This window comes from Mycobacterium sp. (assembly GCF_008709575.1).
Lineage (GTDB): Bacteria > Actinomycetota > Actinomycetes > Mycobacteriales > Mycobacteriaceae > Mycobacterium.
Window position 1 is genome coordinate 1 of sequence record NZ_VYIK01000020.1, and the last position, 13495, is coordinate 13495.

The 13495-nt window shown below is 68.1% G+C and carries 11 protein-coding genes and 1 pseudogene; 11 read left to right on the forward strand and 1 reads right to left on the reverse strand.

Features of this window, described 5'->3' with window-relative positions; all coding sequences use genetic code 11:
* The 11 genes and pseudogenes from F6Q13_RS06380 to proB all read left to right on the forward strand — a co-directional run.
* A pseudogene (locus F6Q13_RS06380) lies at nt 1-263 on the forward strand (IS1380 family transposase); the annotation flags it as partial.
* Nucleotides 264-579: 316 nt separating this feature from the next.
* On the forward strand, nt 580-1140 hold the full coding sequence (locus F6Q13_RS06385; protein ID WP_293054050.1) for a DUF937 domain-containing protein: 561 nt from the start codon (nt 580-582) through the stop codon (nt 1138-1140).
* Between the two features lie 58 nt (nt 1141-1198).
* Complete coding sequence (locus F6Q13_RS06390) at nt 1199-3841, forward strand: valine--tRNA ligase (protein ID WP_293054053.1); 2643 nt, start codon at nt 1199-1201, stop codon at nt 3839-3841.
* On the forward strand, nt 3838-5262 hold the full coding sequence (locus F6Q13_RS06395) for a folylpolyglutamate synthase/dihydrofolate synthase family protein (protein ID WP_293054056.1): 1425 nt from the start codon (nt 3838-3840) through the stop codon (nt 5260-5262). Before F6Q13_RS06390 ends, F6Q13_RS06395 begins: the two co-directional genes overlap by 4 nt.
* Complete coding sequence (locus tag F6Q13_RS06400) at nt 5259-5648, forward strand: DUF4233 domain-containing protein (RefSeq protein WP_293054059.1); 390 nt, start codon at nt 5259-5261, stop codon at nt 5646-5648. The genes F6Q13_RS06395 and F6Q13_RS06400 overlap by 4 nt, the downstream gene beginning before the upstream one ends.
* 60 nt (nt 5649-5708) lie before the next feature.
* A complete protein-coding gene (ndk, locus tag F6Q13_RS06405) occupies nt 5709-6122 on the forward strand; it encodes a nucleoside-diphosphate kinase (RefSeq protein ID WP_293054062.1) in 414 nt (137 codons plus the stop codon).
* A gap of 312 nt (nt 6123-6434) precedes the next feature.
* Nucleotides 6435-9233 (forward strand): Rne/Rng family ribonuclease, encoded by a 2799-nt coding sequence (locus F6Q13_RS06410; RefSeq protein WP_293054065.1) that lies wholly within the window; start codon nt 6435-6437, stop codon nt 9231-9233.
* 164 nt (nt 9234-9397) lie between these two features.
* Nucleotides 9398-9709: a 50S ribosomal protein L21 gene (rplU, locus tag F6Q13_RS06415; protein WP_293054068.1), complete on the forward strand. Its 312-nt coding sequence runs from the start codon at nt 9398-9400 to the stop codon at nt 9707-9709.
* A gap of 16 nt (nt 9710-9725) precedes the next feature.
* On the forward strand, nt 9726-9992 hold the full coding sequence (gene rpmA / locus F6Q13_RS06420; protein WP_293054071.1) for a 50S ribosomal protein L27: 267 nt from the start codon (nt 9726-9728) through the stop codon (nt 9990-9992).
* Between the two features lie 78 nt (nt 9993-10070).
* The gene (gene obgE / locus F6Q13_RS06425; protein WP_293054074.1) at nt 10071-11510 is read left to right on the forward strand and encodes a GTPase ObgE; all 1440 of its coding nucleotides are present in this window, start codon (nt 10071-10073) and stop codon (nt 11508-11510) included.
* Nucleotides 11510-12613 carry a glutamate 5-kinase gene (gene proB / locus F6Q13_RS06430; protein WP_293054077.1) on the forward strand — a complete coding sequence of 368 codons (1104 nt, stop codon included), beginning with the start codon at nt 11510-11512 and terminating at the stop codon, nt 12611-12613. Before obgE ends, proB begins: the two co-directional genes overlap by 1 nt.
* Here proB and F6Q13_RS06435 read toward each other — a convergent pair.
* Complete coding sequence (locus tag F6Q13_RS06435) at nt 12603-13454, reverse strand: NAD-dependent protein deacetylase (protein ID WP_293054080.1); 852 nt, start codon at nt 13452-13454, stop codon at nt 12603-12605. The two genes, proB and F6Q13_RS06435, sit on opposite strands and share 11 nt — an antisense overlap.
* Between the last annotated feature and the right edge of the window lie 41 nt (nt 13455-13495).

Sequence of the window (13495 nt, forward strand, 5' to 3'; positions counted from 1 at the left end):
TGGTGTCCAACTGGGCCTACATGGTCATCGCCGCCCTGGCCTGGAACATCAAGTCTTGGTTCGCGATGATGCTGCACCGCAAGGAAGACCGCCGCGACTGGATCGCCATGGAGTTTCGCCGCTTTTATACCCAGGTCATCCTCATCCCCGCCATGATCATCCGCCGTGCCCGCACTATCACCGTCCGGATCATCGGCTACCACCCCAGCCTGGGCCGATTCTTCAGCGCCTACAACACCATTGAACGCACTCGCTTCGGCTGAAACCCGCACCCGCTACTGACCTCCGGGCCCCACCCACGCCCGCACACGACAATTCCCCCTCTGCACGCCCCCTCGCGTGCCCCTACAACCGACAAACTCACGCAGAAGCGGTAATCCGGCCAATCCAGGACCGCTCACGCACCCGATGGCACCGGTCGACCGCCAAAAACCGCCCTACCGCGGACCTGAAAAACAACATCGAAATCAATCCTGCGACCCGCTGACGCCGACACGCTTATTTGAGGACTAGGCTGGCAGCCATAGTGTCGTTACCGATCGATCCACACCGTCCCGACAACCTAAGGTGGACAGCTCCATGCCGAGCCTTGATGATCTTCTCGCTCAAATTCCCGCCGGCGACATCGCAGCCAAGCTCGGCGTCGACGAAGGCCAGGTGAACAGCGCACTGGGGCTGCTGGTGCCGGTCTTGCTGACCGGTCTGCAGCACAATGCCCGACATCCCGAGCAGGCCTCGGCGATCGAGTCCGTCGCCGGTGATCACGCGGCCGCAGGGTTGCTGGACACCGGTGTCGACGTGGACCAGCTCGACACCGATGCCGGCCGGGAGGCGATCGCGAAGATCTTCGGCGGCAACGACGCCGGCCAGGTCGCCAACGCATTGTCCGGCGGGGCGGGCGGCAACGGCGAACTGCTCGAGAAGCTGCTGCCGCTCGTCGCACCGATCGTGCTGGCTTATCTCGGTAAGCAGCTGGGCCAGCAAAAACAGGCCCCCGCAGGAGCACTCAACGACGTACTCGGCAGCATCGTGAACCAGATGTCGGGCAGTGGCAACAAATCGCTGGGCAGCGTATTGGGCAATGCGCTGGGCAGCAAGGCCGGGGATATTCTCGGTGGACTGTTCGGCGGAAAGAGGTAAGCGGGCCGCGATCAGGGCGCTGTGCGTCGCGAGCTCCGGGACTTCCTAGAATTGTCCGGTGACCGCCAGGCCTGCTGTTGAGTCGTTGCCCAAAACCTGGGAGCCGGGCGCGGTCGAGAGCGCGGTCTACCAGTGTTGGGTGGATGCCGGTTACTTCACCGCCGATCCGGCCAGCCCCAAACCCGGGTACTCGATCGTGCTGCCGCCGCCCAATGTCACCGGCAGCCTGCACATGGGCCATGCGCTGGATCACACGCTGATGGACGCGCTGACGCGACGCAAGCGGATGCAGGGTTACGAAGTGTTGTGGCTGCCGGGGACCGACCATGCCGGGATCGCCACCCAGATCGTGGTGGAAAAGCAGCTCGCCGCCGATGGCCAGACCAAAGAAGAAAGCGGCCGCGAACGCTTCGTCGAGAAGGTCTGGGAGTGGAAGCGCGCATCCGGTGGCGCTATCGGCACCCAGATGCGCCGACTCGGCGACGGAGTCGACTGGACCCGCGACCGGTTCACCATGGACGAGGGCCTGTCACGGGCGGTGCGCACCATGTTCAAAAGGCTCTACGACGCCGGATTGATCTACCGGGCCGAGCGGCTGGTCAACTGGTCGCCCGAGTTGCAGACGGCGATCTCGGACCTGGAGGTCAGATACGAAGACGTCGAAGGCGAATTGGTGTCCTTCCGCTACGGCGCGCTCGACGATTCGGGGCCGCACATCGTGGTTGCCACCACCCGGGTCGAGACGATGCTCGGCGATACCGCGATCGCGGTGCATCCCGACGACGAGCGTTACCGCGACCTGGTCGGCACAACATTGCCGCACCCGTTTGTCGACCGCGACCTTATCGTCGTCGCGGACGAGCATGTCGACCCTGAATTCGGAACCGGCGCAGTCAAAGTCACCCCTGCACACGATCCCAACGACTTCGAGATCGGCTTGCGTCATCAATTGCCGATGCTGACGATCATGGACACCAAGGGCAGGATCACCGGAACCGGAACACAATTCGACGGCCTGGATCGTTTCGAGGCCCGCGTTGCAGTGCGCGAGGCGCTGGCCGCCCAGGGCCGCATTGTCGAGGAGAAGCGACCCTACCTGCACAGCGTCGGTCATTCCGAGCGTACCGGGGAGCCGATCGAACCCCGGCTGTCGTTGCAATGGTGGGTCAGGGTGGAATCACTGGCCAAAGCCGCGGGAGACGCGGTTCGAAACGGGCACACGGTGATTCACCCGGCCAGTCTTGCGGCCCGCTGGTACGGCTGGGTCGACGACATGCACGATTGGTGCATATCCCGGCAACTGTGGTGGGGACACCGCATACCGATCTGGCACGGCCCCAATGGCGAGACCGTCTGTGTCGGGCCGGACGAGATCCCGCCTGAAGGCTGGGAACAGGATCCCGACGTGTTGGACACCTGGTTTTCCTCGGCGCTGTGGCCTTTTTCCACCCTCGGCTGGCCTGATCACACACCAGAGCTGGAGAAGTTCTATCCCACCAGCGTTTTGGTTACCGGATACGACATTTTGTTCTTCTGGGTGGCCCGGATGATGATGTTCGGTACCTTCGTCGGAGACGACGACGCCATCACCCTGGATGGTCGGCGCGGGCCGCAGGTTCCGTTCAAAGACGTGTTCTTGCACGGGCTGATCCGCGACGAATTCGGCCGCAAGATGAGCAAGTCGCGTGGCAATGGAGTCGACCCGCTGGACTGGGTGGAGAAGTTCGGGGCCGACGCGCTGAGGTTCACCCTGGCCCGTGGCGCCAGCCCCGGCGGTGACCTGTCCATCGGGGAGGATCATGTCCGGGCGTCGCGCAACTTCACCACTAAACTGTTCAACGCCACCCGGTACGCGTTGCTCAACGGTGCGGCGCCGGCGCCGCTGCCGCCGCTACACGAGCTCACCGATGCCGACCGGTGGATTCTGGGACGACTGGAAGAGGTTCGCGCCGAGGTCGATTCGTCGTTCGATGGCTACGAGTTCAGCCGGGCCTGCGAGGCCCTCTATCACTTCACCTGGGACGAATTCTGCGACTGGTATGTCGAAGTGTCCAAGACCCAGCTGGGCGAAGGGCTTTCGCACACCACGGCGGTGTTGGCCGCGGTGCTCGACACCTTGCTGCGCTTGCTGCATCCGGTGATCCCGTTCATCACCGAGGTGTTGTGGCGGGCCTTGACCCGGCGCGAGTCGCTGGTGATCGCCGATTGGCCGACGTCGTCCGGAATCGTCCTCGACCAGGCTGTCCGGCGACGGGTCACCGATATGCAAAAGCTGGTGACCGAGATCAGGCGGTTCCGCAGCGACCAGGGTCTGGCCGATCGGCAGAAGGTTCCCGCCCGACTGATCGGCATCGCCGAGGCCGATTTGAACAGCCAGGTCGCTGCGGTGACGTCGCTGGCCTGGCTGACCGCGCCGGGGGCCGATTTCAGCCCGTCGGCGGCAGTGGAGGTGCGGCTCGACAGCGGGATCGTCGCCGTCGAACTGGACACCTCGGGCAGCGTCGACGTCGTCGCGGAACGGCGCCGCCTGGAGAAGGACTTGGCGGGTGCGCACAAGGAATTGGCGCGTACCACGGCCAAACTCGACAATGCCGGCTTCCTGGCCAAGGCACCCGCGGAGGAGGTCGAGAAAATCCGCCGCCGCCAGCGGGTCGCTCGCGAGGAAGTGGACCGCATCACCAGTCGCCTGGCCGCGATGTGAACGCAGCGGACCCGGCTCCCACGCCCGACGAGATCGCGGCGCTGTTACAAGTGGAGCATCTCCTCGATCAGCGCTGGCCCGAAACCCGCATCGAGCCGAGCCTGGACCGCATCACCGCGCTGCTGGATATGCTGGGCTCACCGCAGCGTGCCTACCCGTCGATTCACATCGCCGGCACCAACGGCAAAACCTCGGTGGCACGGATGGTCGACGCGCTGCTCACCGCGTTCCACCGGCGCACCGGCCGCACCACCAGCCCGCACCTGCAGTCGGCGGTCGAGCGGATCGCCATCGACGGCAAGCCGATCAGCCCGGCGGCCTACGTGGCGACCTACCGGGAAATCGAGCCGTTCGTGCAGCTGGTCGACGCGCAGTCGCAGTCGGTGGGCGGCCCGGCAATGAGCAAGTTCGAAGTCCTCACCGGGATGGCGTTCGCGGCGTTCGCCGACGCGCCGATCGATGTCGGCGTGATCGAGGTGGGTCTAGGTGGCCGGTGGGACGCCACCAACGTGGTCAACGCGCCGGTCGCCGTCATCACCCCGATCGGCATCGACCACGTCGAGTACCTCGGCGCCGACATCGTCGGGATCGCCGGCGAGAAGGCCGGCATCATCACCAAGGCCGCGGGCCCGGTGGATACCGTGGCCGTCATCGCCCGCCAGGAGCCTGAGGCCATGGAGGTGCTGCTGGCGCAAGCCGTGCGCGCCGATGCGGCGGTGGCCCGGGAAGATTCGGAGTTCGCAGTGTTGGATCGTCAGGTCGCCGTCGGCGGGCAGATGCTGCAGCTGCGCGGCCTGGGCGGGATTTACCACGACATTTACCTGCCGCTGCACGGTGAGCACCAGGCCCATAACGCGGTGCTGGCGCTGGCGGCGGTCGAGGCGTTCTTCGGTGCCGGCGCCCGGCGTCAGCTCGACGTCGACGCGGTGCGCGCCGGCTTCGCCGCGGTCAGCAGCCCCGGCCGGTTGGAGCGCATGCGCAGTGCCCCGGCCGTTTTCATCGACGCTGCCCACAATCCGGCCGGGGCCCGCGCACTGGCGCGGACGCTGGCCGAGGAGTTCGCGTTCCACCGGCTGGTCGGGGTGGTCAGTGTGCTGTCCGACAAGGACGTCGGTGGCATCCTCGACGCGCTGGAGCCGGTGCTCGATCGGATCGTGGTCACCCATAACGGCTCGCCGCGAGCCCTCGACGTCGCGTCGCTGGCGGCGGCGGCCGAGCAGCGGTTCGGGCCCGATCGGGTGCTCACCGCCGACAACCTCCGCGAGGCTATCGACACCGCAACCGCGCTGGTCGGCGACGCCGGCGCGGAAGGGCAGGCCGAGGGGAGCGTCACGGCGTTGGCCGGCGCCGGGATCGTCGTCACCGGTTCGGTCGTCACCGCCGGGGCCGCTCGCACCGTGTTCGGGCGCGATCCGGCATGACGGAGCGGCCTCCGGCGCCTGACCCGTGGCGCAGTTTGCGTGGCGTGATGGCCGGCACCTTGATCCTGGAGGCGATCGTGGTGCTGCTGGCGCTGCCGGTGGTCGGCGCGGTCGGCGGTGGGCTGACGGCGACCGCGCTGGGATATCTGATCGGGTTGGCCGCGGTGCTGGTGTTGCTTGCCGGGCTGCAGGGTCGGTCGTGGGCCATCTGGGTGGACCTGGCGGTACAGCTGGCGCCGATCGCGGGGTTCCTGCTGTATCCGGGGATCGGCTTCATCGGGGTGTTGTTCGCCGGGGTCTGGGCGCTGATCGCCTATCTGCGCGCCGAAGTCACGCGCCGGCAACGCCGTGGCCTGTTGCCGGGCCAGCAGCAGCCGCCGGACTGACGGGCCGGTACGCTGACCGCCGGCGACGATGCAGAGCGAAGCGATGAGGAGGAGCGGCGCGTGCAGACCGAGCGGACCTTGCTGTTGATCAAGCCCGACGGCGTGCAGCGCCGTCTGGTCGGTGAGATCCTGCGCCGCGTCGAACGCAAAGGACTCAGCTTCGCGGCGCTGGAGCTGCGCAACGTCGGCGACGAGCTGGCCCGCAGCCACTACGCCGAGCATGCCGATAAGCCGTTTTTCGCTTCCTTGCTGCGATTCATCACCTCGGGGCCGGTGGTGGCCGCGGTCGTGGAGGGACCGCGAGCGGTGGCAGCCGTGCGGCAGCTCGCCGGTGGTACCGACCCGGTCGGGGCAGCCGCGCCGGGCAGCATCCGCGGCGACTTCGGACTGGAGACCCAGTTCAACCTGGTCCATGGGTCCGACTCGGCCGAATCGGCCGAGCGGGAGATCGCGCTGTGGTTCTCCCGCGGCTGAGACGCGCCGGCACGACGGGTCCGGTCCTCGCCGGCAGCGGGAGGGTACCGCTGTGGCGCCGTTATGGGATACTGGCTAGTAGGTGAACGTCGCCGGACCGGCGTCCGACGCCCGAATGAAGACTTAAGACAAGCGCGACTACCGCGATGCGGCGCAGATTGTCCGGCCATCATTCAGACCCTGCACCGAGTGGGTTCGATCCGGGTCCCTCGGGGCGAGACCATGACAAGCCCGGGAGAAGCGACCCGGGCACATAGCGAAGCCCTCGCGTGGCCGCATCAACACGACGCGCCCGGGGGCTTGAGGAGAATAGTGATAGACGGTGGGAAATCTTCAGATCGTCCAGATAACCAGTCCCAGCACGAGGACCTGCCCGACCGGCTGAGGGTCCATTCGCTGGCTCGCGCGCTGGGCACGACCAGCAGGCGGGTCCTCGATGCGCTGGCCGAACTCGACGGCAGGATCCGCAGCGCGCACTCCAGTGTGGATCGCTCCGACGCGGCGCGGGTGCGCGACCTGCTGGCCGATGCGCCGGGTGATGACGCCCCGGTGCTCGCCGAGGTCCCTGCCGCCGCCGACGCAGCCGAACCCGAGTCCCGGCTGATGCTGGAGACCTCTGTCGACCGGCCCCAATACATGCCGCTGTTCGTCGCGCCGAAGCCGGTCGACACCGACGACGACATTGACGACGGCGACATTGACGACGGTATTGACGACGGCATTGACGACGACATCGACGACGAGGCCGAGCTCGGCGAGCAGTTCGACCGCCCGGCCGGACGGCGTCGGCGCCGGGGCCGGCGCGGCCGCGGCCGCGGGCGTGGTGACCAGAGCGGGTCGAGTCAACCCGGCGACGGCGGCGACGAGGCCGATCAGCTCGATCCGGTCGACGCCGAGGACGTCGCCTCGGGTGATTCCGACGACAGCGACACCGGCGACGGCGGATCGCCGGAGACCGTCAGCCGGCGCCGTCGTCGCCGCCGTCGCCGTAAGGCCGGCTCCGGCGACGACGCGGACGACGTCCCCTCACCCGACGATCCGCCCAACACCGTGGTGCACGAGCGGACACCGCGCACCGTCGAGAAGTCCGACACCGCCGAAGGCGACCCGGGCAACGCCGAGATCCAGGGGATCGACGGCTCGACACGGTTGGAAGCCAAGCGGCAGCGGCGCCGCGACGGACGCGACGCCGGCCGACGGCGCCCGCCGGTGCTGACCGAGGCCGAGTTCCTGGCCCGCCGCGAGTCAGTCGAGCGGGTCATGGTCGTGCGCGACAAGATCCGCACCGAGCCCCCACACCAAGGCGACCGTTACACCCAGATCGCCGTGCTCGAAGACGGCATCGTGGTGGAGCATTTCGTCACGTCGGCGACCTCCGCATCGCTGGTGGGCAACATTTACCTGGGCATCGTGCAAAACGTCCTGCCGTCGATGGAGGCGGCGTTCGTCGACATCGGTCGCGGCCGCAATGGCGTGCTCTACGCCGGTGAAGTGAACTGGGAGGCCGCCGGGCTGGGTGGCGCCAACCGCAAGATCGAGCAGGCACTTCAACCCGGCGACTACGTGGTCGTGCAGGTCAGCAAGGACCCGGTCGGGCACAAGGGTGCCCGGCTGACCACCCAGGTGTCGCTGGCCGGTCGCTACCTGGTGTACGTGCCGGGCGCGTCGTCGACCGGGATCAGCCGCAAGCTGCCCGACACCGAACGCCAGCGGCTCAAGGAGATCCTGCGCGAGGTCGTGCCGCCCGATGCCGGGGTGATCGTCCGCACCGCGTCCGAGGGCGTCAAAGAGGAGGACATCCGCGCCGATGTGAACCGGCTGCAGAACCGGTGGGCGCAGATCGAGGCGCAAGCCGCCGAGATCAAAGAGAAAGCCGCCGGTGCCGCGGTCGCTCTCTACGAAGAACCCGACGTGCTGGTCAAGGTCATCCGGGACCTGTTCAACGAGGACTTCTCCCAGCTGATCGTCTCCGGCGACCAAGCGTGGGAAACGATCACCGCTTACGTGAATTCGGTTGCTCCCGAGCTTGTTTCCAAGCTCACCAAATACGAGGCCGACGCCAACGGCGGACCGGACGTTTTCGCGGTGCACCGCATCGACGAGCAGCTGGCCAAAGCGATGGACCGCAAGGTCTGGCTGCCCTCCGGCGGCACCCTGGTCATCGACCGCACCGAGGCGATGACGGTGATCGACGTCAATACCGGGAAGTTCACTGGATCGGGCGGCAACCTCGAGCAGACCGTCACCAAGAACAACCTGGAAGCGGCCGAGGAGATCGTGCGCCAGCTGCGGTTGCGCGACATCGGCGGGATCGTCGTCATCGACTTCATCGACATGGTGCTGGAGTCCAATCGTGATCTGGTGCTGCGCCGGCTCACCGAAGCGCTGGCCCGCGACCGCACGCGTCACCAGGTGTCCGAAGTAACCTCGTTGGGGCTGGTCCAGCTCACCCGCAAGCGGTTGGGCACGGGGCTGCTCGAGGCGTTCTCGACGACCTGCCCGCACTGCAGCGGTCGTGGTGTCATGCTGCACGCCGACCCCGTCGACTCGGCATCGTCCAACGGGCGTAAGTCCGAAAGCCGGCGAAACCGGCGCTCGAAGAAGAGCCGCGACGACGAGTCGCTGGTCATGAAGTTGCCCGCGCACGCGCCGGGCGAGCATCCGATGTTCAAGGCGATGGCCGCCGCCAACGGCCGCCCCGGCGACGATGAGAGCACGGCAGACCCGCAAGCGGCGGTCGCAACGCAGGATTTCGGCGCTACCGGCGAGCGCTTCGAAGTGCACGTTGGCTCCGATGCCACCGCGGAGGACCTGGACGACGACTTCGAGGACGCCGATGAGGTCGACAACGACGTCGACAACGACGACGACCTCGACGATGAGGAGGACCTCGGCGACGAAGCGGACCTCGACGACGGGGACCTGGACCTCGACGACGATCTTGACGTCGAGCCCGACGAGCCCGACGAGCCCGATGATGCCGACGAATCCCACGCACCCAAAGACTCCCCCGCACCCGAGGGTGTCCCCGCGGCGTCGGTGATCCCGGAGCGGCCGCGGCCGCGTCGTACCGCGGCGCGACCGGCGGGTCCGCCGATCCGTGCGGACTGATGGCCCGGTTTGACCGCGTAGCCGCTGGTCACGTACCCTGGACCAGTTGTCGCCCGGCACGCCCGCGCTGATCCGGGCCCGTGCTCGGCCCTCCCGAACCACCGTGCGCTCCGCCGCGATGCCGCACGCCCGAAGGAACCGAAGAAAACGAGGTAGACGTAACGATGGCGACCTACGCAATCGTCAAGACCGGAGGCAAGCAGTACAAGGTCGCGGTCGGGGACGTCGTCAAGGTCGAGAAGCTCGACGTCGAGCCGGGCGCCGAGGTGTCGCTGCCCGTCGCGCTGGTCGTCGACGGCGCCAACGTCACCACCGACGCCCAGTCGCTGGGCAAGGTTGCGGTGACCGGCGAGGTTCTCGAGCACACCAAGGGACCCAAGATCCGAATCCACAAGTTCAAGAACAAGACCGGTTACCACAAGCGCCAGGGACACCGTCAGCGGCTGACGGTCCTGAAGGTGACGGGCATCAAGTAGCAAAGGCGACACGACAATGGCTCACAAGAAGGGCGCTTCCAGCTCCCGTAACGGCCGCGACTCCAATGCCCAGCGGCTGGGCGTGAAGCGGTTCGGCGGACAGATCGTCAAGGCCGGAGAGATCCTGGTCCGCCAGCGCGGCACGCACTTCCACCCCGGCCTCAACGTCGGCCGCGGCGGCGACGACACGTTGTTCGCCAAGGCGGCCGGGTCCGTGCAGTTCGCCGCCAAGCGGGGGCGCAAGACCGTCAACGTCGTCCCGGCCGGGCAGACTGCCGACTGAGCGCAGCAAGAGTGAAACTGCTGCGAGAATTCGGGGCACATCTCGCAACAGCGACACACTGGAGTAAGAGGACCTCCGATGCCTCGGTTTGTCGATCGCGTCGTGATCCACGTGCGGGCCGGCTCCGGCGGTAACGGCTGCGCGTCGGTTCATCGCGAGAAATTCAAGCCGCTCGGCGGTCCCGACGGCGGCAACGGCGGCCGCGGCGGCAGTGTCGTGCTGGTCGTCGACCCGCAGGTCCACACGCTGCTCGACTTCCACTTCCGCCCGCACATCGTCGCGGCGTCGGGCAGGCCGGGCATGGGCGGCAACCGCAACGGCGCCGCCGGCGCCGACCTGGAGGTCAAGGTTCCCGACGGTACCGTCGTCCTCGACGAGCGGGGCCGGATACTGGCTGACCTGGTGGGCGCGGGCACCCGATTCGAGGCCGCCGTCGGCGGCCGCGGGGGACTGGGGAACGCGGCGCTGGCGTCGCGGGCCCGCAAAGCCCCCGGTTTCGCGCTGCTCGGCGAGCAGGGACAGGTCCGTGAGCTCACCCTGGAACTCAAGACGGTCGCCGACGTCGGTCTGGTCGGCTTTCCCTCGGCCGGCAAGTCCTCGCTGGTGTCGGCGATTTCAGCGGCCAAGCCCAAGATTGCCGACTACCCGTTCACCACGCTGGTGCCCCATCTGGGAGTGGTGGCGGCCGGCGAGCGCACCTTCACCGTCGCCGACGTGCCGGGTCTGATTCCGGGCGCGTCGCGGGGCCGCGGACTGGGCCTGGACTTTCTGCGCCACATCGAGCGGTGCGCGGTGTTGGTCCACGTCGTCGACTGCGCTACCGCCGAGCCGGGGCGCGACCCCGTCTCCGACATCGAGGCGCTGGAAGCCGAATTGGCCGCCTACACGCCCACCTTGCAAGGGGATGCGATGCTGGGCGATCTCGCCGAGCGGCCGCGGGCGGTGGTTCTCAACAAGATCGACGTTCCCGAGGCCCGCGAGCTGGCCGAGTTCGTTCGCGCGGACGTCGCCGGGCGCGGCTGGCCCGTGTTCTGCGTGTCGACAGTCGCGCATATCGGCTTGCAGCCGTTGGTGTTCGCGTTGGCCGACATGATCGCCGACTACCATGCCGCCCGACCCGCGCCGGTGCCGCGACGTCCGGTGATCCGGCCGATTCCGGTCGACGAGTCCGGTTTCACGGTGGAGCCGGACGGCGAGGGTGGGTTCGTGGTGCGCGGCGAGCGCCCGGAACGCTGGATCGCGCAGACCAACTTCGACAACGACGAGGCGGTCGGCTACCTCGGCGATCGGCTGGCGCGGCTGGGTGTCGAAGACGAGTTGCTTCGGCTGGGCGCGCAACCGGGGTGCGCGGTCGCGATCGGCGACGTCACGTTCGACTGGGAGCCCCAAACGCCGTCCGGAGTCGACCATCCACTGTCACGTCGCGGTACCGACGCCCGGCTGGATCGCCCGGAGCGTATCAGTGCCGCCGAACGCAAGGCTGCCCGCCGGCGACGCCGCGAGCACGGTGAGGGCTGATGACCAGCGCTCACCGGAAAGCGATCCGCACTGCACGCAGTCTCGTGGTCAAAGTCGGCAGCACGGCGTTGACCACCCCGACCGGGATGTTCGACGCCGCGCGGCTGGCCGACCTCGCCGAGGCGATCGAGGCCAGGATGAAGGCGGGCTCCGACGTGGTGATCGTATCGTCTGGAGCCATCGCCGCCGGGCTCGAGCCGCTGGGATTATCGCGGCGGCCAACTGATCTCGCGACCAAACAGGCAGCGGCCAGTGTCGGGCAGGTTGCCCTGGTGAACTCCTGGAGTGCGGCGTTCGGCCGCTATCGACGCACAGTCGGGCAGGTGTTGCTCTCCGCCCACGACATTTCGATGCGCGTGCAGCACACCAACGCCCAGCGCACCCTCGACCGGCTGCGGGCACTGCACGCGGTGGCGATCGTCAACGAGAACGACACGGTGGCCACCAACGAGATCCGCTTCGGCGACAACGACCGGCTCTCGGCGTTGGTGGCACACCTGGTCGGCGCCGAGGCGCTGGTGCTGCTCTCCGACATCGACGGGCTCTATGATTCCGACCCGCGCAAGGGGCGGGCCAGGTTCATCCCCGAAGTGGGTGGGCGTGCCGACCTCGACGGGGTGGTGGCCGGGCCGGGCAGCCACCTGGGCACCGGCGGCATGGCGTCCAAGGTGTCCGCGGCCCTGCTGGCCGCTGATGCCGGGGTGCCGGTGTTGCTGGCCGCGGCCGGCGACGCCGCGACCGCGTTGGCCGATGCCTCGGTGGGTACGGTGTTCGCTGCCCGGCCCGAAAGGATGTCGGCGCGCCGGTTCTGGGTGCGGTACGCCGCGGAATCCGCGGGCTCGCTGACCCTGGACGAGGGCGCGGTGCGGGCCGTGGTGGGCCAGCGCCGCTCTCTACTGGCTGCGGGCATCACTGCGGTGTCGGGCGGGTTTCACGGCGGCGACGTCGTTGACCTGTGCGGTCCGGATGCGTCGGTCGTGGCCCGCGGCGTGGTCGCCTACGATGCGGCTGAACTGGCCACGATGCTGGGCCGGTCGAGCGCGGAGTTGCCTGCCGAACTGCGCCGGCCCGCGGTGCACGCCGACGACTTGGTCACCCTCTGACCGGCTGTGCGGTGTCGCAGAGTTCGTCGGCCAGCAGGGTCAGCAGCTGCGAGCAACCGCCGTCGACCTTGACCGTGGCCAGGTCGTCGCCGCGCGTCGGCCCGCGGTTGACGATAGCGACCGGAATGCCGCGTGCGGCGGCGTGGCGCACGAACCGGTACCCGGAGAACACCGCCAGCGACGAACCCGCGACCAGCAACGCCTCCGCCTCGTCGACCAGTGAGTATGCCTGGTCGAGACGGTCTTTGGGCACACTCTCGCCGAAATAGACGATGTCGGGCTTGAGCATGCCTGCGCAGCAGGGGCAGTCCAGGTAGCGGAACGCGGCGGTGTCGGCGACGACGGCGTCGGCGTCGGGAGCCACCGCGAGTTCGCCGGCGGCCTCGGCCCGCTCGATGAATCCCGGGTTGAGTGCCTCCAGCCGGTCGGCCAGCGCGGCCCGCGACATGGTCAGCCCGCAGTCCAGGCAGATCACCTGAGCGTAGGTGCCGTGCAGGTCGATCACGGTGGCGCTGCCGGCCTTGGTGTGCAGCAGGTCGACGTTCTGGGTGATAACACCGATCACCAGCCCGGCCCGTTCCAGCCTGGCCAGCGCCCGATGCCCGGCATTGGGCCGGGTGTCGGCCATGCGTCGCCAACCGAGGTGGTTGCGGGCCCAATAGCGCTGCCGAAACGCCGGATCGCCGGTGAATTGGCGAATCGTCATCGGATTGCTCGGCGGCGAGTCGGGCCCGCGATAGTCGGGAATGCCCGAGTCGGTGGAGATCCCGGCGCCGGTCAACACGGCGATGCGCCGCCCGGCCAGCGTAGCGGCCAGCCTACGAAATCCGGGTGGCGTCACCTCCCGAGCGTATCCGAGGGCATCCGCCACGCGCGGGGCCC

Coding starts and splice junctions, on each gene's coding strand:
- F6Q13_RS06385 (WP_293054050.1), top strand. CDS start 580: ATGCCGAGCCTTGATGATCTTCTCGCTCAAATTCCCGCCGGCGACATC.
- F6Q13_RS06400 (WP_293054059.1), top strand. CDS start 5,259: ATGACGGAGCGGCCTCCGGCGCCTGACCCGTGGCGCAGTTTGCGTGGC.
- rplU (WP_293054068.1), top strand. CDS start 9,398: ATGGCGACCTACGCAATCGTCAAGACCGGAGGCAAGCAGTACAAGGTC.
- rpmA (WP_293054071.1), top strand. CDS start 9,726: ATGGCTCACAAGAAGGGCGCTTCCAGCTCCCGTAACGGCCGCGACTCC.
- obgE (WP_293054074.1), top strand. CDS start 10,071: ATGCCTCGGTTTGTCGATCGCGTCGTGATCCACGTGCGGGCCGGCTCC.
- proB (WP_293054077.1), top strand. CDS start 11,510: ATGACCAGCGCTCACCGGAAAGCGATCCGCACTGCACGCAGTCTCGTG.